We start from the raw sequence: 19942 nt of genomic DNA, 5'->3' as shown, positions 1-19942 counted from the left end.
GGTGCAGCGCAGATTGCACTTGTCGATCACCGACAGCCGCAGATCCGTGGCCCGGCGCCCGTGCCGGTCCATCAACCCGGTCCCGGCCGGGGCCCCGGAGGGGCCCGGCCCGGCACCGCGCACCCGCGGCAGACCCAGGGAAACACTCATGTCACCGCTGCCCGTCCGCCCCGGGGCACGACAGCGGTGGAACCGGGGTCCGAGCCTCGCGGTGCATCGTCGCCCTTCCCCTAGTCGCTCTCGGGACCGGTGCAGTGCAAGCACAGCTGTCCGGTACCGCCGGAGGTGGAGCACTCGTCGTCGAGCCACGGCGTGCGTGCCGGGCCCTGGTGGTTCCTGTCCCCGGGTGCCAGGAGGGGCGTCGAAGCGGTCTGGTGCACGGTGGTCCTCACGGAGGCTGCTCCTCTGCCGGGGGAAGAACCCAGGGGCGATCTGTTCGGGCGGGACACCGCTGTGGCGACCCGCGAGATGTTCCGCGGCCGGGCGGTGCTCACCTCTCGAGGTCCCCGCGGATAAAGGCCTCGAGATTCGCCCGGGCGACGTCGTCGGCCTGCTGCTCGTGCGGGGACTTCATGAAGTAGGCCGAGGCCGAGGTCAGCGGACCGCCGATGCCGCGGTCCAGGCCGATCTTCGCCGCCCGGATCGCGTCGATGATCACCCCGGCCGAGTTCGGGGAGTCCCACACCTCCAGCTTGTACTCCAGGGAGATCGGGGCGTTGCCGAAGCCGTGTCCCTCCAGGCGCACGAAGGCGAACTTGCGGTCGTCCAGCCACGGGACGTGGTCGGAGGGGCCGATGTGGACGTCCTTGGTGCCGAACTCCTTCTGCACGTTGGAGGTCACCGCCTGGGTCTTGGAGACCTTCTTGGACTCCAGCCGGTTGCGCTCGAGCATGTTCATGAAGTCCATGTTCCCGCCCACGTTGAGCTGGTAGGTGCGGTCCAGCACGTAGCCGCGGTCCTCGAAGAGCTTGGCCAGCACCCGATGGGTGATGGTCGCCCCGATCTGGGACTTGATGTCGTCGCCCACGATCGGCACCCCGGCGTCCGCGAACTTGCCCGCCCACTCCTCGGTGGAGGCGATGAACACCGGCAGGGCGTTGACGAAGGCCACCCCGGCGTCGATCGCGGCCTGGGCGTAGAACCGGTCGGCCTCCTCCGAGCCCACCGGCAGGTAGGACACCAGGACGTCGACCTGCGCGTCCTTGAGCGCCTGCGCGACGTCGACGGGCTCGGCGGTGGACTCCTCGATCATGTCCCGGTAGTAGGCGCCCAGACCGTCCAGGGTGGGCCCGCGCTGGACGGTCACCCCGGTGTGCGGAACCGGGGCGAAGACCATGGTGTTGTTCTCGGAGGCGGTGATCGCCTCGCACAGGTCCGCCCCGACCTTGGCGGCGTCGACGTCGAAGGCGGCCACGAACTGCACGTCGCCCACGTGGTAGTCACCGAACACCACGTGCATCAGCCCCGGGACGGAGGCGGCGGCGTCGGCGTCGGCGTAGAAGTGGACGCCCTGGATCAGGGACGAGGCGCAGTTGCCGACGCCGGCGACGGCAACTCGGATCGGGTGCTGGGACACGGTTCTCCTTCGTCGTGAGGCCGGCCGCGACCGCCGTGAAGGGGTGGGGGCGGGCCTCTCGGGGGTGTGGGGTGGGGACGTGGTGGTGCGCGTTCCGGGCCGCGCCGGCAGTGGTCTGTCAGTGGCCGCGGTCGATCCATTCCTGCAGGTGGGGGGTCTCGGCACCGATCGTGGTGGGGTCCCCGTGGCCGGTGAGGACCTCGGTGGCCGGGGGGAGGGTGAGCAACCGGGTGCGGATGGACTCGACGATGGTGCCGAAGTCGGAGTAGGACCGCCCGGTGGCGCCGGGTCCGCCCTGGAACAGGGTGTCGCCGGAGAACAGCACCCCGTCCTCCCGGAGATCCGGAGCGGAGAAGCACACCGAGCCGGGGGAGTGCCCGGGAGTGTGGAGGACCACCAACCGTGTCCCGGCCACCGTGACGCAGTCGCCGTCGACGATCTCGGTGTCGACACCGGTGGTCGGGTGGACCTGCTCCCAGAGCATCGTGTCGGCCGGGTGCAGGTGCACGGGGGCGCGGAGGGCCTCGGCCACCTCGACCGCGGCGCGGATGTGGTCGTCGTGGCCGTGGGTCAGGAGGATGGCCCGCGTGTCCCGGATCCCCACCGCCGCGGTCACGGCGGCGACGTCGTGGGCGGGATCGATGACGACGCACTGCTCGTCGTCGCCGACGATCCACACGTTGTTCTGCACCTCCCACGTGCCCCCGTCCAGGGAGAAGGTCCCGGAGGTCACCAGGTGCTCGACCCGTGCCCGCCCGGTGGGGCCGGCTCCGGCGTCCGTCGGGGTCACCGCCGGCTCACGCTCCTCCCGGCCCGCGCCCGGCACCGGGTGCTGCCCGGAGACGCAGCCGGCGCTCATCGTGCTGCCCCGGGCGTCCCGCCGGCCACGGACTCCGGTGCGAGGGACGTTCCCGTGCTCCGGGCCCGGCTGCTGCCCCCGGGCACCGCACGATCAACTCGGCGCATCGCGTCTTCCTCTCTGCATCGGTGGCCGACCGCTGTCACCGGTGGTCGGCGAGCACCGGCCGGCCCTGGTCCCCGGCTGCGGCCGGAGGTGCCGCTCCGCTCAATTGCTGCAACACGGAGCGTAATACGCAACCTTTGGTGTGAGGAAAGTCTCCGGGAGAGCATCCCTCCTGTCAAGGGAGTCCGCCGGAGGGCCTCGCTGCCCGACCGCCGCGCCCGGTCCCCCTCGTCCGGCCCCCCGCCCGGCGGCCGGTGCGCTGATCCGGTGGCTCCGCCCGCCCGCTCGTGCCCGCGGACCCCGCGGGCCTCACCCGTCGGAGGCCAGGTCCCGCCCGATCGTCTCGCGCAGGATCTCGCTCGTGCCCCCGAAGATCGTCAGCAGCCGGGAGGCGAGGTAGGCCTGGGCCACCGGGTAGTCCAGGATGTAGCCGTAGCCGCCGTGCAGCTGCAGGCACCGGTCCGTCACGGCCTTCGCCCGCTCGCTCGCCCAGTACTTGGCCTTGGATGCCCCGATCAGGTCGAGCGTCCCGGCGTTGAACGAGTGCACCGCCCGCTGGACGTAGGCCTCGGTGACCTCCACCTCGACCGTCAGCTCCGCGAGCTCGAACCGGGAGTGCTGGAAGTCGAGCACCCGCGAGCCGAAGGCCGTGCGCTCCCTGGTGTAGCGCAGGGTGGACTCCAGCGTGGAGCGCGCCACGGCGCTCGCGGCCACGGCCACCGCCAGCCGCCCCTGGGGCAGCAGCTCCTGGATCTGGCGCAGTCCGCCGCCCTCGGCCCCGATCAGGTGGGCGTGCGGGACGCGGACGTCCTCGAAGAACAGCTCGGCGGTGTCCGAGGCCCGCACGCCCATCTTGTCGAGCTGCTTGCCGACCTCGTAGCCGGGGGAGTCCGTCCTGTGCACCAGGAAGAGGCTGAGGCCGTCCTCTCCGGCGCGGTCGGTGCGCCCGTCCGTGCGGGCCAGGACCAGGGCGGCGTCCCCGCTGATCCCGTTGCCGATGAAGGTCTTCTGCCCGTTGAGCACCCACTCCTCGCCGTCGCGCACGGCACGGGTGCGCACCCCGCGCAGGTCGGACCCCGCCCCCGGCTCGGTCCAGGCCACCGAGGTGACCAGCTCCCCGGTGAGGATCCGCGGCAGCCACCGCCGCTGCTGCTCCCCGGTGCCGTGGGCGAGCAGGTGGGGCAGCACCCAGTCGTCGTTGAGGTGCAGCGCCAGGGCCACCCCGAGCGCGCCCTGCCCGACCAGCTCCTCGTCGAGCACGGCGCGGAACCGGTAGTCCGTCAGGCCCATGCCCCCGTGCTCCTCGGGCACGGCCAGGCCGAGCAGGCCCGCTCCGCCGGCGGCGGTCCACAGGCTGCGCGGGATCAGGTGCTCGGCGTCCCACCGCGCGTAGTGGGGTGCCACCTCGCGGGCCACGAACTCGCGGGCGAGTCCGCGGAACTCCTCGTGCTCCTCCTCGTAGAAGGGCAGGACGGCCGGGATCTCGGTCACGGGGTGCCTCCTGTGCTGGTGGGGTCCGGCTCGAACGCGGTGCGCAGCGCGGCCCAGGACATCTCCTCGAGAGCGGTCCGGGCGGCGTCGAGGTGCTGCGCCTCCTGCGGGGCGTGCAGCCGGTGCGCGGCCCGCAGGGAGTGCGGGGTGGAGTTGATGAGCCCGAACACGGCCTGGGCGCGCAGGGTGAGGTCCGCGACGTCGCGCGCGGGGGCGAGCTCGCGCAGGGCCTCGACCCACAGCGTCACGTAGCCGCGCTGCAGCACGCGCACCGTGCGGCGGTCCTCGGCGGTGAGGTGCGGCATCTCCCGGTCCTGTACCACGATCACGGCGGGCCGGTGCAGGGCGAACTCGACCTGGAAGGAGACCAGGTCCCGCAGCCGCCGGTCCGGGGCCGGGGCGTGCTCGGCGACCGCGCGCCCGCGCTCCAGCAGGTCGGAGCTGACCTCGAGCAGGACCGCGCCCAGGACGGCCTGCTTGCTCGTGAAGTACCGGTAGACCGCGGGGCCGCTCACGCCCGCGGCCGCGCCGATGTCGTCGATCGAGACCCCGGCGAACCCCCGTTCGGCGAAGAGCGTCGCCGAGGCGGCGAGCAGGTCCTGGCGGCGCTGGGCCTTCGCCTGCCCGCGCACCGTGGTGGGCGCCGGTCCGGGGCTGCGGTCGGTCAGCGGCACGGGGTCCTTCTCTCGACGACGGGGCGGTGCATCCCTGGACATTCTAGTGAGCCGGCACTAACCTGACGATCAAGTTAGCCGAGACTCACCGAAATGGCGCGCTCCGGGGGCGCCGGCCCGGGACGGAGGGGACGGATGCGGGCGCTGAGCAGCCAGCTAGATCCGGGCGGCGCGGAGTTCGGCGCCAACGCGGACGCCCAGCACCGGCTCGCCGAGGAGCTCGCGCGACGGCTCGACCGCGTGGCGCAGGGCGGGCCGGAGCGCTCGCGCGAACGGCACGTGGCCCGCGGCAAGCTCCTGCCGCGCGAGCGCGTGGACCGGCTGCTCGACCCCGGCAGCCCCTTCCTCGAGATCGGCGCCCTGGCCGCGGAGGGGATGTACGACGGCGAGTGCCCCGCGGCCGGCCTGATCGCCGGGATCGGGCTCGTGCACGGCCGGCAGGTGATGGTGGTGTGCAACGACGCCACGGTCAAGGGCGGCACCTACTACCCCATGACGGTCAAGAAGCACCTGCGCGCCCAGGAGATCGCCCTCGAGAACCGGCTGCCCTGCGTCTACCTCGTCGACTCCGGCGGGGCGTTCCTGCCGCTGCAGGACGAGGTCTTCCCGGACCGCGAGCACTTCGGGCGCATCTTCTACAACCAGGCGAACCTCTCGGCGGCGGGAGTCCCGCAGCTCGCCGCGGTGCTGGGCTCGTGCACCGCCGGCGGCGCCTACGTGCCCGCGATGAGCGACGAGACCGTGATCGTGCGCGGGCAGGGCACGATCTTCCTGGGCGGCCCGCCGCTGGTGAAGGCCGCCACCGGCGAGGAGGTCACCGCCGAGGAACTGGGCGGCGGGGAGCTGCACGCGTCGGTCTCCGGAGTGGTCGACCACCTGGCGGAGAACGACGAGCACGCCCTCGAGATCGTCCGCGACATCGTGTCGACCCTGCCCCCGCCCGCGCCCCGGACCTGGCCGGTGCACCGGGTCGAGGCGCCCGCGGTGGCCGAGGACGAGCTCCCCGGCGCGGTCCCCGTGGACCCCAACGCCGGCTACGACGTGCGGGAGGTGATCGCCCGGCTCGTCGACGGCAGCCGCTTCTCCGAGTTCAAGGCGGAGTACGGCAGCACGCTCGTCACCGGCTTCGCCCACCTGCACGGCCACCCCGTGGGGATCGTCGCCAACAACGGCGTGCTCTTCGCCGAGTCCGCCATGAAGGGCGCCCACTTCGTCGAGCTGTGCGACCAGCGCGGGATCCCCCTGCTGTTCCTGCAGAACATCACCGGCTTCATGGTGGGCCGCGACTACGAGGCCGGCGGCATCGCCAAGCACGGCGCCAAGATGGTCACCGCCGTGGCCACCACGCGCGTGCCCAAGCTGACCGTGGTCGTCGGCGGCTCGTTCGGGGCCGGCAACTACTCCATGTGCGGACGCGCCTACTCCCCCCGGTTCCTCTTCCTGTGGCCGCAGGCCCGGATCTCCGTGATGGGCGGGAGCCAGGCGGCCTCCGTGCTGGCCACCGTGAAGACCGAGCAGCTGGCGGCCCGCGGGCAGGAGTGGGACGCGGACGAGCGCGAGGCGTTCATGGCGCCCATCCGGGCGCAGTACGAGGAGCAGGGCAACCCCTGGTACTCCACCGCCCGGCTGTGGGACGACGGCGTCATCGCGCCCTCCGACACCCGCGAGGTGCTCGGGCTGGCACTCGAGGTCTGCTCCCGCGCCCCGCTGCCCGAGACCCGCTTCGGCCTGTTCAGGATGTGAGCCCCATGGCCACCGGCACGCCCCCGCGCCGCTTCGACGTCGTCCTCGTCGCCAACCGCGGCGAGATCGCCCGGCGCGTCCTGCGCACGCTGCGGCGCCTGGGCATCCGCTCGGTCGCGATCTACAGCGAGGCCGACCGCGACGCCCTGCACGTGCGCGAGGCCGACGTCGCCGTGTGCGTGGGCCCGGCCGCCCCCGCGCAGAGCTACCTGCGCATCGACGCCGTGGTCGAGGCCGCGCGGACCACCGGGGCGCAGGCGGTCCACCCCGGCTACGGCTTCCTCTCCGAGAACCCCGGTCTCGCCCGCGCGTGCGCCGCCGCGGGGATCGCGTTCGTCGGACCCGGCATCGAGGCGCTGGAGCTCATGGGCGACAAGATCCGCGCCAAGCAGCACGTCTCCGCCGCCGGGGTGCCCACCGTGGCCGGGGTCTCGGAGCCGGGTCTCGACGACGACGCCCTGGTGGCCGCGGCCGCCGGGATGGACTACCCGGTCCTGATCAAGCCCTCCGCCGGCGGCGGCGGCAAGGGCATGCATGTGGTGGCCGCCCCCGAGCAGCTGCCCGAGGCCCTCGCCACGGCCCGCCGCGTGGCGGCCGCCGCCTTCGGGGACGACACCCTGTTCCTCGAGCAGCTCGTGGAGCGGCCCCGGCACATCGAGGTCCAGGTCCTCGCCGACGCCCACGGGACCGTGCTGCACCTGGGCGAGCGCGAGTGCTCCCTGCAGCGCCGGCACCAGAAGGTCATCGAGGAGGCGCCCTCGCCGCTGCTCGACGCCGCCGGGCGGGACCGGATCGGCGAGGCGGCCTGCCGGGTCGCCCGCTCCGTGGGCTACACGGGCGCCGGGACCGTGGAGTTCCTCGTGCCCGCCGACCGGCCGGAGGAGTTCTTCTTCATGGAGATGAACACCCGCCTGCAGGTCGAGCACCCCGTGACCGAGCTGGTCACCGGCGTGGACCTCGTGGAGCAGCAGCTCCGCGTCGCCGCGGGGGAGCCCCTGGGGCTGGCGCAGGAGGACGTGGTGCTCACCGGCCACGCCGTGGAGGCCCGGGTCTACGCCGAGGACCCCGCCCGCGGCTTCCTGCCCACCGCGGGCACCGTGCTCGCGCTCGAGGAGGCGTCCGGGCCGGGCGTGCGCGTCGACTCGTCGCTGGCCGAGGGGCTGGCGGTGGGCCCCGACTACGACCCCCTGCTCGCCAAGGTGGTCGCCTGGGGCGCCGACCGGGAGCAGGCCCTCGACCGGCTGGACCTCGCCCTGGCCGGCACCGTGGTGCTCGGGGTCGGCACCAACACCGAGTACCTGCGGGCCCTGCTGGGCGACCCGGCCGTGCGGGCGGGCGAGCTGGACACGACCCTCATCGAGCGGCGCCTGCCGGAACTGGAGTTCACGGCGCCGGACGAGACCCACTTCGCCGCCGCGGCCGCCTTCCTGCGGGGGCGGGCCACCGCCGCGGCGGGCCAGGACCCCTGGGCCCGCGCCGAGGGCTGGCGGCCCGCCGGCCGGGCCCGGCCCGCGGTGGCGCTGGCCCACGGGCTGGAGGAGCCGCGCCACGTCGTCGTCGGGCACGGCGTGCGGCTGGTGCCCCTGCCCGGGCGCCCGGCCGCGCACCTGCTCGAGGCGAACGGCGCGTCCCGGGTCGTGCACGTCGCCGCGGACCCCGTCACGGGCGGTGTCTGGGTGGGCGAGGACGGGTTCGCCGTCGAGCTCGCCGTCGTGTCCCGCGAGCGGATGCTCGAGCGCGCCCTCGCCGCCCTCGGGCGGACGGCGGGGCCCGCCGCGCCCGAGCTGCGCTCGCCCATGCCCGGCACCGTCGTCGCGGTCCCCGCGGCCGCCGGGGAGCGGGTCGCCGAGGGGCGGACCGTCGTGGTCGTCGAGGCCATGAAGATGGAGCACCGGCTCGTGGCCCCCACGGCGGGCACCGTCGAGCTGTCCGTGCGGGCCGGCGAGCAGGTCAAGCTGCACCAGCTGCTCGCCCGCGTGGTGCCCGACGCCGTCGTCCCGGCACCCGGCGGCGGCCACTCCGCGGGCGGGCCCGGCACCCCGCCGGACCGCGATCCGACCAGTCAGGAGCACACGGCATGAACTTCGAGCTCGACGAGGAGTACCAGGACCTCTCGGACACCGTCCGCAAGTTCGCCGACGAGGTGATCGCCCCCGTCTCGGCCCGCTACGACCGGGCCCACGAGTTCCCCTACGACATCGTGGCGCAGATGGGCGAGCTGGGCCTGTTCGGCCTGCCCTTCCCCGAGGAGTACGGGGGGATGGGCGGGGACTACTTCGCCCTGTGCCTGGCGCTCGAGCAGATCGCCCGGGTCGACCAGTCCGTGGCCATCACCCTCGAGGCCGGCGTCTCCCTCGGGGCGATGCCCATCCACCGGTTCGGCACCGAGGAGCAGAAGCAGCAGTGGCTGCCCGACCTCGCCACGGGCCGGGCGCTGGCCGGGTTCGGGCTGACCGAGCCGGACGCCGGCTCCGACGCCGGCGGCACCCGCACCACCGCGAGGCGGGAGGACGGGCAGTGGGTGATCGACGGCGCCAAGGAGTTCATCACCAACTCCGGCACGGACATCACCCGCCTGGTCAACGTCACCGCCGTCACCGGCACCACGCAGCTGCCGGACGGGAGGCCCGGGAAGGAGATCTCCACGATCATCGTCCCCACGGACACCCCCGGCTTCCACGCCGAGAAGGCCTACGACAAGGTCGGCTGGAACGCCTCGGACACCCACCCGCTGTCCCTGCAGGACGTCCGGGTCCCGGAGGAGAACCTGCTGGGTGAGGAGGGGCGCGGCTACGCCAACTTCCTCTCCGTCCTCGACGAGGGGCGCATCGCCATCGCGGCCCTGGCCACGGGCGCCGCCCAGGGCTGCGTCGAGGAGTCGGTGCGCTACGCCCGGGAGCGGCAGTCCTTCGGCCGCCCCATCGGCGCGAACCAGGCGGTCTCCTTCAAGATCGCCCGCATGCAGGTCCGCGCCGCCACCGCCCGGCTGGCCTACTACGACGCCGCCTCCCGGATGCTGGCCGGCAGGCCGTTCAAGACGCAGGCCGCGACCGCCAAGCTCGTGGCCGGGGAGGCCGCGATGGACAACGCCCGCGACGCCACCCAGGTCTTCGGCGGCTACGGGTTCATCAACGAGTCCCGGGTGGCCCGCCACTACCGGGACTCCAAGATCCTCGAGGTCGGCGAGGGCACCACCGAGGTGCAGCTCATGCTCATCGCCCGGGAGCTCGGGCTGTGACGGGGGCGGAGGTGCCGCAGCCGCGCAAGGTGGTCCGCCAGCGCGGGCTGTGGTTCGAGGAGTTCGAGGAGGGCACGGTCTACGAGCACGCCCCGGGCCGGACCGTGACCGAGGCCGACAACGTCCTGTTCACGACCCTCACCATGAACACCCAGTCCCTGCACCTCGACGCCGCGTGGGCCGCGCGCCAGCCCTTCGGGCAGCGGCTCGTGAACTCGATGCTCACGCTCTCCACCCTGGTGGGCGCGTCCGTGGCGCAGCTGACCCAGGGCACCATCGTGGCGAACCTCGGCTTCGAGGAGGTGGCCTTCCCGCACCCGCTGCACCACGGGGACACCCTCTACTCCTCCTCCGAGATCCTCGGCACCCGCCCGTCCGCGTCCCGGCCGGGGCAGGGGATCGTGCGCGTCAAGCACGTCGGCCGCAACCAGGACGGCGTCGTCGTCGCCGAGTGCACCCGCTCCGTGCTGGTCTGGCGCCGCGGCGCCGCCCCGCAGTGACCCCGCCCCGGCCCGCCGTGCCGCCCGTCCGAAGGAGCTGACCGTGACCGACGACCTCGCCCTCGGCCCGGCCCTGCTGTTCTGCCCGGCCGACCGCCCCGAGCGCTACGCCAAGGCCGCCGTGCGGGCCGACACCGTGGTCCTCGACCTCGAGGACGCCGTGGCCGGCCGCGACAAGCCCGCCGCCCGGGACGCCCTCGTGGCCACCCCGCTCGATCCCGCCCGGACCGTCGTGCGGGTCAACGCCGAGGACACCGAGGACTTCGCCCACGACCTCGTCGCCCTGCGGCGCACCCGCTACACGACCGTGATGCTGCCCAAGGCCGCCTCGGCCGAGCGCCTCGCCGTCGCCGCAGAGCTGGGCCTCGAGCGGGTGGTCGCCCTGTGCGAGACGGCCGAGGGCGTCGTCAACGCGGCGGGCATAGCACGGGCCCCCAACGTGGTGGCGCTGATGTGGGGCGCGGAGGACCTGGTGGCCTCGCTCGGGGGCAGCTCGTCCCGCCGCCCGGACGGCGCCTACCGCGACGTCGCCCGGCACGCCCGCTCGGCCGTCCTGCTGGCCGCCGGGGCCGCCGGCAAGCCCGCGATCGACGCCGTGCACCTCGACATCGCCGACCTCGACGGGCTGCGCGAGGAGGCCCTCGACGCGGTGGCCGCCGGCTTCGCGGCCACCGCGTGCATCCACCCCGGCCAGGTGGAGACCGTCCGCGCCGCCTACCGCCCCGGCGAGGAGGAGCTCGCGGCCGCCCGTGCGCTGCTCGCGGCCGCCCGGGGCGCGGCCGGCGTCTTCACGTTCCGCGGGCGGATGGTCGACGAGCCCCTGCTCCGCCACGCCGAGCGTCTCGTGCGCCGGGCGGGCGGCTGAGACCCGTGTCCCCGTTCCGCCCCGCCCACCCCGCCCGGAGGAGACCATGAACCGGCCCCTGACCGTCCTCGTCCCCGTCAAGCACGTCCCCGACGCCCAGGAGGAGCGCGTCCTCACCGGTGATCCGCCCGTGCTCGGGCGCGGCGCCGGGATCCTCTCCGAGCTCGACGAGTACGCGCTCGAGGCCGCCCTCCAGCTCGTCGAGGCCTCCGGCGGGACCGCCGCCGGTCACCGCGTGCTCGCGCTGACCATGGGTCCCGCGGACGCCACGGCCGCCCTCAAGCGTGCCCTGCAGCTGGGCGCCGACGCCGGCTTCCACATGCTCGACGACGCCCTCGCCGGCTCGGACGCCTGGGTCACCGCCCGGGTGCTCGCCGCCGCCGCCCGGCGGATCGCCGAGGCGGAGTCCCGTCCCGTGGACCTCGTGCTCACCGGCATGGCCTCCACCGACGGGGAGAGCTCCCTGGTCCCCGGCCAGCTCGCCGAGCGGCTCGGCCTCGCCCACGTCGGCTTCGCGAGCTCCCTCGCCCTGGCCGAGGACGGCACCTCGCTCACGGCCACCCGGCACACGGAGACCGAGGTCCTCGAGGTCGTCGCGGAGCTGCCGGCGCTCGTGGCCGTCACCGACCGGATCAACACCCCGCGCTACCCGAACTTCAAGGCGATCGTGGCGGCCAAGAAGAAGCCCGTGCTGACGTGGTCCGCCGCCGACCTCGGGCTCGGTCCCGGCGACGTGGGCCTGGCCGGGTCCCTCACCCGCGTGCTCGAGGCCGTGCCCCGCCCGCCCCGCGCCGCCGGGGAGGTCGTCCGGGACGAGGGCGAGGGCGGGATCCGCCTCGCCGAGTTCCTCGTCGCGCAGAAGCTCGTCTGAGCACCATCACGTCTCGCCCGGCCGCCGGGCAGGAGGAGGACGACCATGACCAAGACCACGACCACGACCACGACCCTGGTGGTGCTGGACCGCACGGACCGGCTGGGCCGCGCCGACCGGGAGCTGCTCGTGCTCGCGAGCGCCCTGGGCGAGGCGCACGTCGTCGTGCCCGCGGTCCCCCCGGACGCCCTGCTCGACGAGCTGGGCGCCCACGGGGCGGTCACCGTGCACGCCGCCGCGGCCGGACCGGGGGACCGGCTGACCGCCCCGGCCGTCGCGCTCGCGGCGGCGGCGGCCCGGGAGACCGGCGCGCGGGCGGTCCTGCTGCCCAACACCCCGGAGGCCAAGGACGTCGCCGCACGCCTGGGCGTGCGCCTCGGGGCCGGGGTGGTCACCGACGCGACGGGCCTGGACGCGGACCTCGTCGTGACCAAGTCCGTGCTCGCCGGGGGCTGGACCACCCGGTGCCGGGCCACGAGCCCGGTGCTGGTCGTCACCGTCCGGCCGCACTCGGTCGAGCTGCCCGCCGCGGAGCCGGCCGGGGCGGGGCGGCCGCCGGTGCGCACGCACGAGCCGGAGGACACGGTGCCCGCCGCCCGCGTGGTCGGGCGCACCGAGCTGCCCGCCTCCGGGCGGCCGGCCCTGACCGAGGCGCGGGTCGTCGTGGCCGGCGGCCGCGGCACGGGCGGGGACTTCGGCCCGCTCGAGGAGCTCGCGGACGCTCTCGGCGGGGCGATCGGCGCCTCCCGCGCGGCCGTGGACGCCGGCTGGATCGGTCCCGAGGCACAGGTGGGGCAGACCGGCCGCACCGTCTCCCCGCAGCTCTACGTCTCGTGCGGGATCTCCGGGGCCGTGCAGCAGCGCGCGGGCATGCAGACCGCCCGGCTCGTCGTGGCGGTCAACAAGGACGAGCAGGCGCCCGTCTTCGAGATCGCCGACCTCGGGATCGTGGGCGACCTGAAGAAGGTGCTGCCCCAGGCCGTCGAGCACCTACGGGCGCTGCGCGGCTAGGCCCGCGGGGTCTCCGCCGCGCGGGAGCGCGGGCCCAGCACCCGGTGGCGGGTGCCGCGGACCGCGGCCGCGACCACCCGCTCGAGCGGGCCCTGGCCGAACCACCTCTGCCACAGGACGGCGAAGCCGGCGGCCACCGCCACGTGCACCGCGAACCAGAGCACGGGGTGGTCGTAGTGCAGGGTCGTGGCCAGGGCCAGCAGGTGGGCCGAGTACAGGGTCAGAGTGCGCCCGCCCATGGCCCCCAGGGCACTCCACAGCAGGTTCGGCCGGGCCAGCAGCAGGAAGGCCCCGAGCACGGCCAGGGCGGTGCCCAGGTCCATGAGCAGCGTCACCGGGGTGTTGCTGTGCGGGCCCGCCGTCAGCAGCCACCACCAGGTCGAGGTGGGCAGGTCCGGGCTCGGGCCCCAGACGAGGATCTCGTCGATCTGGTCCTCGCCCAGCCAGGGGGTGTGCTGCATCAGCCGGCCGTAGCCGCCGGTCTGCAGCACGAGCACCCAGTAGACGAACCAGGCGCCGAGGGCCAGGAGCACGCCGAGCACCGCGATCCGGACCCGGACGACGACGTCGTGCAGGTCGAGGCGGCCGATGAGCAGCCCCGCGCAGAGGTAGGTCAGGTAGGGCACGGCGGGGTAGGTGCCCGTCAGCAGCACCTGGGCCAGGGACGCCCCCGGATCCGCCACGACGCTGCCCAGGGTCGGGTTGACCGCCGCCGGCTGGGGGAGGACGGGCCCCAGGACGTGCACCAGCACGGGGCCCAGGACCGCGAAGAGCGCCGCGCCGGCGGCGAGGGTCCTGCGGCGCAGGCCCAGCAGCGGGACGGCCAGCAGGAAGAACGCGCCGTAGTAGGCGAGGATGCCCAGGGCCGGGGCCGGGGAGGGCATGAGCTCGTTGATGCCCAGCCCGACGACGGCGATGAGCAGGGCGCGGACCACCAGGCCGGCGCGGGTGGCGGTCAGCTCCCGGCCGCGGTGCGGGGTCCTCCCGCCGGAGGAGAAGGCCAGGCTGAGCCCGGCCAGTAGGGCGAACAGCGCCGCCGCGCGGCCGCCGAAGAGGGTCCACTGCAGGGTGGGCTCGAAGGTCTCGGGGTCGTGGGCCGGCAGGATGTGGACGGCGATCATGCCGATCAGCGCCAGGCCACGGGCCGCGTCCACGGCGACGAGGCGGGGGCGGCGCCCCGGACTCCGCGGTGCGCGGTCGTGCCGGGTGCTCGGGGCGGGGGGAGCTTCGGACGTTCTGGTCATGGGGGTCTCCGGGGGAGGGAGGGGCAGGGGGGGGTGGGCGCCGCCGGCAGGGGCGCCGGTGGTCCGTGCGCGGGGACGCACGCGGGGGTCCTCACGGGGACATGGTCGGCCGTGCGCGATCCCCGCCGGTCCCGGGGGTGCGGGTCCGGTCCGGGAATCGGCGGGCCGGGATGGGGTCCCCGGTCCGCCGGCGGTCCCGAATCCCCCTCGGGCCCCTTCGTACCCTAGGAGCCGCGAGGCTCCTTGTCCACCGTCCAGAGGACGGTGTTGTCCCAGGTCACAGCCGGTTCTGCCCCGGAGGCGGGGCTTGCCGCGCCGGTCGGTCGCCCGGCTCCCCGGTTCCCTCCACCGCGTCCCGCATGCGGTGCAGGAAGCCCACCACGACCTCGGCCTCCTCGGGGGTGAGGCTCTCGGCGGCGGCCTTCATGCGCGCGTGCATCGCGGCGAGGGTGGCGCGCACCTCGCGGTCGGCGCTCTCGGTGGCCGTGACGATCAGGGCCCGCCGGTCGGTCGGGTGCGGCTCCCGCCGGACGTGCCCGCTCTTCGTCAGCCGGTCCAGCAGGGTGGTGGTCGAGGCCGAGGAGATGCCCAGCCGGGCCGCCAGGTCGCGGGGGCCCATCGTGCGGCCGGTGCGGGCGGCCTCCAGGAGGTAGCGGACGGCGAGCAGGTCGGTCTCGCCCATCCCCATCGAGGTCCTCGTCCGCCGGCGCATCGCCGTCTCGGCGGAGCGGTACTCGCGCAGGGCCTCCAGCACGCACACCGCCGCGCGGGAGTTCTCGTCGTGCCCGTACCAGTAGCCCGAGGGCGTGGCAGGAGTTGGCGGATTGTTCATCGGCACCTCCTGGAGGAGCGGGGTGGGCGGATGGTGGAATGGAAGCAGTTCCCGGTGCCCGCTCCTCGATCGTAACAACCATGCGGCTGATAGCTAGACTTTCTAGGCTTTTTCGGCTTGCATGGAACTCACGGTGGGAGCGTCGGCTCCGACCGTGGCCCTCTGCCGGGGGCCCGCAGCAGCAGGACTCCAGGAAGGTTCGACGATGAGCAAGGCAGCGTTCCCGCGGTCGACGACCCGGTCGACGGATCTCGCCCGCACCCTCCTCCTCCCGCTCTCTCCGGAGGTCCCGGCCGAGGCCGGCAGCCTCGCCGGTGATCCGCGCTTCCACCACGCGGAGCTCGCCCGGCGCGTGTTCACGGCGGCCGGAGAGGTCGAGTCCGCCGAGTGGGCGCTCGACCAGGCCCTCGACGACGCGGCGGTCTCCGACGACGAGATCGGCGTCGGGCTGGACATCGCCCCCGTCGACGGGACCCTCGAGACGGCCCGGTGGGCCCTGGACCAGGCGACGAGCGTGCTGCACGCCGAGATCCGTGCCGCGTCCCGGCACGGGGTCCCGCTCGCGGTCCTCGCCGAGGTGTCCGCGCTCGAGGTCCGGGAGCTGCGCGCCGTGCTGGACGTCGTGGACACGACGGCACTGCCGGCCGCCGTCTGAGCTAGCGCACCGGCACGGCGGCGGAAGTCTCGACCCGGCGGAAGGGGTGACGTAGCCGACCGCCACATGAGAGGGGTCCCGGCCGCACCCGTCACCGGGACCCCTCCGGTGTTCCACGTGCCGGGACGGTCGCAGTGCAGGCTCACCCGACTCCAGCGGTGCCGGCCGAGTCCGGGAACGCCGCGCGGGCCCACAGCCGCATCACGGCGTAGCTGCGCCAGGGGCTCCAGGCGGCGGAGATCTCCGCCGCGGCGGCCGTCCCCGTCACGCCGAGGGCGCGGCGCAGGACGAGGTCCTGGGGCAGGAAGACGTCCGGGTCGCCCAGGACGCGCAGGGTGATCGACCCCGCCGTCCACGGGCCGATGCCGGGCAGGGCGAGCAGGCGGTGGCGCAGCCGGGCGGCGTCCTGCCCGGCACCCGGGCCGCCGGCCCCGGCCGGAGCGTCCAGGGCGAGACCGTCGAGGACCGCTCCGGCGAGCGCGCGGACGGTCGCGGCCCTGCGGGTCGTGATGCCCACGTCCTGCTGCAGCCGGGCCGGGTCCGCGGCGGCGATCCGGTGGGCCGGCGGGAAGACGCCGAGACCGCCGGCCGTGGGGGTGCCGTAGTGGCGGACCAGGCGTCCGGCGAACGTGCGCGCCGCGGCGAGGGAGACCTGCTGCCCGAGCACGGTCAGGACCGCCGTCTCGAAGCCGTCCGGCGAACCGGGCAGCCGGATCAGGGGCCAGGAGCGCACGTCGGCGGCCAGCGCGGGGTCGGCCGCCAGGGCGCGGTCCGCCGCGGAGGACTCCGTGCCCTCGCCCAGCCAGCGGCGCACCCGGCGCAGCACGGGCTCCAGGGCGTCCCCCGCTCCGGGCTCCACGCGCACCGGGAGGCCGGCGGGTGTGAGGCGGTCCCAGTCGACGGTGACCGTGCGCACCCACCCGTCCACGACGACGGGCCGCCGGTGGGTGCCTCCCGAGAGGTCGTCACAGCCGGGCACGGCCTGGGAGGCCAGGAAGTCCCGGAGGAACCGCGGGGACGTGGGCGGCGGGAGCACGACGTCCACGGCGCCCGCGGGCCCGCGGTCCGGGCGGGTCATCGGCGGCGGCCGTACAGGGGGTGGCCGCGCAGGAAGTCACCGTGCACGGGGCGGCACAGGGGCCCCGGTGGAGGGCCCTGCGCCCGGTCACGGCGCACGCCCCGGGGTGGTGCCGATCTCGTCGTCGCGCATGCGGTCCTCCCGGTGTTCCCGGGAGCGGCCGCCCCCGGGAACACCCTGTCCCGCGGACGTCCGGCTGTCCAGACGACGCAGGAGGACCCACTCTGTTCAGATTGTTCAACAATCACTACACTGGCCGAGAAGTGACCGCGGCCACGTCCAGGGTGGCCGGTGCCGGGTGGCCGGCGCAGGTCGCACCCGTCCCGAGGAGGCCGCATGTCCAGCTCTGCCCCCGCCCCGTCCGCCCCCGAGGGCCGGGGTCCCGTCACCGGCCCCGCCGCCATGCGGGCCGTGAACCGCTCCGCGCTGCTCGGGGCCCTGTTCCTGATGGCCACGAGCGCCATCGGCCCCGGGTTCATCACGCAGACGGCCAACTTCACCGTCCAGCTCGGCGCCGCCTTCGCGTTCGCCATCGTCATCTCCATCGTCGTCGACATCGCCGTGCAGCTTAACGTGTGGCGGATCATCGGCGTCTCCGGCCTCAAGGCCCAGGAGCTGGGCAACCGCGTGCTGCCCGGGCTCGGCTGGTTCATCGCCGCGCTGGTGGCGGTCGGCGGTCTCGTCTTCAACATCGGCAACACCGCCGGCGGCGGCCTCGGCCTCAACGCGCTGCTGGGTCTGGACGCGACGTGGGGCGGGCTCGTCACGGCCCTGATCGCGGTGGGCGTGTTCGTCAGCAAGCGCGCCGGCGTGGCCCTGGACCGGATCGTGGTGGTCCTCGGCGTGCTCATGATCCTCGTGACGTCCTACGTCGCGGTCGTGTCCCGGCCCCCGGTGGGGGAGGCCCTGCGCAACGTGGTGCTGCCCGAGGACGTGAACTTCCTGGTCATCACCACCCTGATCGGCGGCACCGTGGGCGGCTACATCACCTACGCCGGCGCCCACCGGATCGTCGACGCCGGGATCACGGGCGTGGAGAGCGTCAAGCAGATCTCCCGCGGCTCCGTGATGAGCATCGTGCTCACCGGCGTGATGCGCTTCCTGCTCTTCCTCGCGATCCTCGGCGTGGTCGCCGGCGGCGCCCAGCTCACGGGGGAGAACCTGGCCGCGCAGGCGTTCCGGTCGGCCGCCGGGGAGGTGGGGCTGCGCCTGTTCGGGGTCATCCTGTGGGCCGCGTCCATCTCCTCCGTCATCGGTGCCGCCTACACCTCGGTGTCCTTCCTCACGACCTCCCGGACGACGCCCCGGACGCGCAACCTCATGACCATCGCGTTCATCGCCGTCTCCGCGACGGTGTTCGCGCTGCTGGGCCAGGCGCCGTCCACGCTGCTCATCGTGGCGGGCGCGGTCAACGGGCTGATCCTCCCGCTGGGCTTCGCCATGCTGCTGTGGGTGGCCTGGCGCCGCCGGGACCTGCTGGGCGGCTACGACTACCCCACGTGGCTGGCGTTGCTGGGCACCGTGATCTGGCTGCTCACCATCTACCTGGGCTACCAGTCCCTCAGCGGCATCGCCGCGCTGTGGTCGTGAGCGCCGCGGCCGGGCGCAGGCCGGCCACGGACGCGCCGGACCGGCGGTGCCCGGTGCCCCGACCGGCCGGTCAGAGCGCCCCGGGACCCTCCAGGGCGGTGAGCAGCTGCTGCCGGGAGTCCTGCAGGTACCGGTGCATCCGCGCGGCGGACTCCTCCCGGCGGCCCAGCTCGAAGAGCTCGAGGATCCGGGCGTTGCGCTCGATGTAGGGCGCGTGGAAGGACGGGTCCTGCCGCATGGAGAAGAAGACGAGTCGCATCTCCGCGAGGATCCGGGACATCAGCTCGTTCTGCCGGGCCGAGCCCGCCAGCTCCACCACGGCGCGGTGGAAGCACTGGTTCGCGTCGGCCATGCCGCCGACGTCCTCCTGCCGCCGGGCGGCGCGCCCCTCCTCGACGGCGGCGTGCAGCCCGGGCTGCGGTCCGGGGTCCGTCCAGCGCAGCGCCGAGGTCTCCAGGGCGAGCCGCACCCGGTAGATCTCCCGCACGTCGTCCGCGCCCGGCCGGGCCACCGAGACGCCGCGGTTGGGGATCCGGTGCAGCAGGTTCTCGTTGCCCAGCACCGCGAACACCTCGCGCAGGGTGTTGCGGGAGATCCCGAGCACCTCGCTGACCCGGGCCTCCGAGAGCCGGGTCCCCGGGGGCAGCCGGCCGGCGACGATGCCCTGGCGCAGGACGTCGGCGGCCCAGGGGGTGGCCTCGCCCTGCGGGGCGGGCCCCGCCAGGCCGACGGCGGTCAGCAGGAACTCGTTCTCCACGGTGTTCATCAGGACACCATCCTGACATCACCGACGGCGGCCGCCGCGGAGTCCGGGGCGGGGGCCGTGTGCCGTGAGGCGTCCCGGCGGGCGGCGGGCCCGCCCGCCGGGGCCGTGCGGCGGACCGTCAGCGGTCCGCCCCGGGCGGACTCAGCCGGTCCGGCGTCCCGTGAGCTTGTCCCGGAGCCGGTCGATCATCCCGACGCCCGGACCGACCGTCTTGTGGAACAGCTCGGAGTGCGGGGCGTGGGGGTGCGGCCGGGTCGGTGCGAGCTTCTTGGCGGTCTGCACCTTCTCCCCGAGGTCGACGAGCTGGTCGGCGGGGATGCCGGCCCGCAGCTTGGGGAACTGGTCGGACTCCTCGTCGTCGATGTGGTGGCGCAGCTGTGCCTCCAGCTCCCCGACCAGTTCCAGGAAGCCCGGACCGGAGGCGTCGGCGTCCTCCAGCCGTTTCATCACCTGCACGATCTCGTCGTGCTCCTTCTTGTCGTGCTCGACCTCCTCGGCGCCGTTGGGGACGTGCTCCTCCACCGCGGGGTAGACGTACATCTCCTCGGCGACGGCGTGGCGCATCACCTCCGCGATCAGGGTGTCCGCCAGGTCCCTGCGCCGGTCGGCCTCCGGCGTCTCCTTGATCCGGCCGATCAGCTCGAGCATGTCCCGGTGGTCGGCGGTGAGGATGTCGACGACATCCGTGCCCCGCCCGTCCGTCGTGGTGTCGGTCATGGGACCTCTCTCCTTCGGGTCGTGGTGCCTGAACGCGCGTACGGGACCCCGGCACCTGGGTGCCGTCCACCGCCGTCGCGGCGGGAGACGGCGCGCTGGGTGGTACCGACGATAGGACACCCGGGGG

Annotated in this window: 18 protein-coding genes and 1 pseudogene; 9 read left to right on the top strand and 10 right to left on the bottom strand. The window is 74.5% G+C overall.

The window, feature by feature from the left end; all coding sequences use genetic code 11:
• The 5 genes and pseudogenes from RE027_RS14980 to RE027_RS14960 all read right to left on the bottom strand — a co-directional run.
• A pseudogene (locus RE027_RS14980) lies at window positions 1-150 on the bottom strand (GTP 3',8-cyclase MoaA); the annotation flags it as partial.
• Window positions 151-490: 340 nt separating this feature from the next.
• Complete coding sequence (locus tag RE027_RS14975; protein WP_368809074.1) at window positions 491-1576, bottom strand: inositol-3-phosphate synthase; 1086 nt, start codon at window positions 1574-1576, stop codon at window positions 491-493.
• A 118-nt stretch (window positions 1577-1694) separates the two neighbouring features.
• Window positions 1695-2435: an MBL fold metallo-hydrolase gene (locus RE027_RS14970; protein ID WP_368809073.1), complete on the bottom strand. Its 741-nt coding sequence runs from the start codon at window positions 2433-2435 to the stop codon at window positions 1695-1697.
• Between the two features lie 414 nt (window positions 2436-2849).
• Window positions 2850-4031 carry an acyl-CoA dehydrogenase family protein gene (locus RE027_RS14965; protein WP_368809072.1) on the bottom strand — a complete coding sequence of 394 codons (1182 nt, stop codon included), beginning with the start codon at window positions 4029-4031 and terminating at the stop codon, window positions 2850-2852.
• Entirely contained in the window at window positions 4028-4705 is a 678-nt protein-coding gene (locus RE027_RS14960; RefSeq protein WP_368809071.1) for a TetR/AcrR family transcriptional regulator, read from the bottom strand. Before RE027_RS14960 ends, RE027_RS14965 begins: the two co-directional genes overlap by 4 nt.
• Window positions 4706-4840: 135 nt before the next feature.
• Between RE027_RS14960 and RE027_RS14955 the strand changes: the two genes are divergently transcribed.
• The 7 genes from RE027_RS14955 to RE027_RS14925 are packed head-to-tail and all read left to right on the top strand — an operon-like array spanning window position 4841 to window position 12933.
• Window positions 4841-6448: a carboxyl transferase domain-containing protein gene (locus RE027_RS14955; RefSeq protein ID WP_368809070.1), complete on the top strand. Its 1608-nt coding sequence runs from the start codon at window positions 4841-4843 to the stop codon at window positions 6446-6448.
• A gap of 5 nt (window positions 6449-6453) precedes the next feature.
• Window positions 6454-8529: an ATP-binding protein gene (locus RE027_RS14950; RefSeq protein WP_368809069.1), complete on the top strand. Its 2076-nt coding sequence runs from the start codon at window positions 6454-6456 to the stop codon at window positions 8527-8529.
• Window positions 8526-9686 (top strand): acyl-CoA dehydrogenase family protein, encoded by a 1161-nt coding sequence (locus RE027_RS14945; protein ID WP_368809068.1) that lies wholly within the window; start codon window positions 8526-8528, stop codon window positions 9684-9686. Before RE027_RS14950 ends, RE027_RS14945 begins: the two co-directional genes overlap by 4 nt.
• A complete protein-coding gene (locus RE027_RS14940; protein WP_368809067.1) occupies window positions 9683-10186 on the top strand; it encodes a MaoC family dehydratase in 504 nt (167 codons plus the stop codon). The genes RE027_RS14945 and RE027_RS14940 overlap by 4 nt, the downstream gene beginning before the upstream one ends.
• A 43-nt stretch (window positions 10187-10229) precedes the next feature.
• Window positions 10230-11051, top strand: a complete 822-nt coding sequence (locus RE027_RS14935; RefSeq protein WP_368809066.1) for an HpcH/HpaI aldolase/citrate lyase family protein — start codon at window positions 10230-10232, stop codon at window positions 11049-11051.
• 46 nt (window positions 11052-11097) lie between these two features.
• Window positions 11098-11922 (top strand): electron transfer flavoprotein subunit beta/FixA family protein, encoded by an 825-nt coding sequence (locus RE027_RS14930; RefSeq protein ID WP_368809065.1) that lies wholly within the window; start codon window positions 11098-11100, stop codon window positions 11920-11922.
• Between the two features lie 45 nt (window positions 11923-11967).
• Complete coding sequence (locus tag RE027_RS14925) at window positions 11968-12933, top strand: electron transfer flavoprotein subunit alpha/FixB family protein (RefSeq protein WP_368809064.1); 966 nt, start codon at window positions 11968-11970, stop codon at window positions 12931-12933.
• Here RE027_RS14925 and RE027_RS14920 read toward each other — a convergent pair.
• Window positions 12930-14177: a heparan-alpha-glucosaminide N-acetyltransferase domain-containing protein gene (locus RE027_RS14920; protein WP_368809063.1), complete on the bottom strand. Its 1248-nt coding sequence runs from the start codon at window positions 14175-14177 to the stop codon at window positions 12930-12932. The genes RE027_RS14925 and RE027_RS14920 overlap by 4 nt on opposite strands.
• 277 nt (window positions 14178-14454) lie before the next feature.
• Entirely contained in the window at window positions 14455-15009 is a 555-nt protein-coding gene (locus RE027_RS14915; protein ID WP_368809062.1) for a MarR family winged helix-turn-helix transcriptional regulator, read from the bottom strand.
• A 205-nt stretch (window positions 15010-15214) separates the two neighbouring features.
• Between RE027_RS14915 and RE027_RS14910 the strand changes: the two genes are divergently transcribed.
• Complete coding sequence (locus RE027_RS14910) at window positions 15215-15664, top strand: hypothetical protein (RefSeq protein ID WP_368809061.1); 450 nt, start codon at window positions 15215-15217, stop codon at window positions 15662-15664.
• Between the two features lie 142 nt (window positions 15665-15806).
• On the opposite strand, the gene RE027_RS14905 is transcribed toward RE027_RS14910, so the two are convergent.
• Complete coding sequence (locus RE027_RS14905; RefSeq protein WP_368809060.1) at window positions 15807-16742, bottom strand: DNA-3-methyladenine glycosylase family protein; 936 nt, start codon at window positions 16740-16742, stop codon at window positions 15807-15809.
• Window positions 16743-17078: 336 nt separating this feature from the next.
• Here RE027_RS14905 and RE027_RS14900 point away from each other — a divergent pair, with 336 nt between their 5' ends.
• Window positions 17079-18332 (top strand): NRAMP family divalent metal transporter, encoded by a 1254-nt coding sequence (locus RE027_RS14900; protein WP_387921499.1) that lies wholly within the window; start codon window positions 17079-17081, stop codon window positions 18330-18332.
• 70 nt (window positions 18333-18402) lie between these two features.
• Here RE027_RS14900 and RE027_RS14895 read toward each other — a convergent pair whose 3' ends face one another.
• Both RE027_RS14895 and RE027_RS14890 read right to left on the bottom strand, forming a co-directional pair.
• Window positions 18403-19098, bottom strand: coding sequence for a GntR family transcriptional regulator (locus tag RE027_RS14895; RefSeq protein ID WP_368809059.1), 696 nt, complete (start codon window positions 19096-19098; stop codon window positions 18403-18405).
• A 141-nt stretch (window positions 19099-19239) separates the two neighbouring features.
• Window positions 19240-19815, bottom strand: coding sequence for a hemerythrin domain-containing protein (locus tag RE027_RS14890; RefSeq protein WP_368809058.1), 576 nt, complete (start codon window positions 19813-19815; stop codon window positions 19240-19242).
• Window positions 19816-19942 lie beyond the last annotated feature (127 nt).

It is taken from the genome of Kocuria sabuli (assembly GCF_040981185.1).
GTDB classification, from domain to species: Bacteria; Actinomycetota; Actinomycetes; order Actinomycetales; family Micrococcaceae; genus Kocuria; species Kocuria sabuli.
Note: the sequence above shows the minus strand (reverse complement) of the source record. Positions and strands in the feature narration are given on the sequence as shown.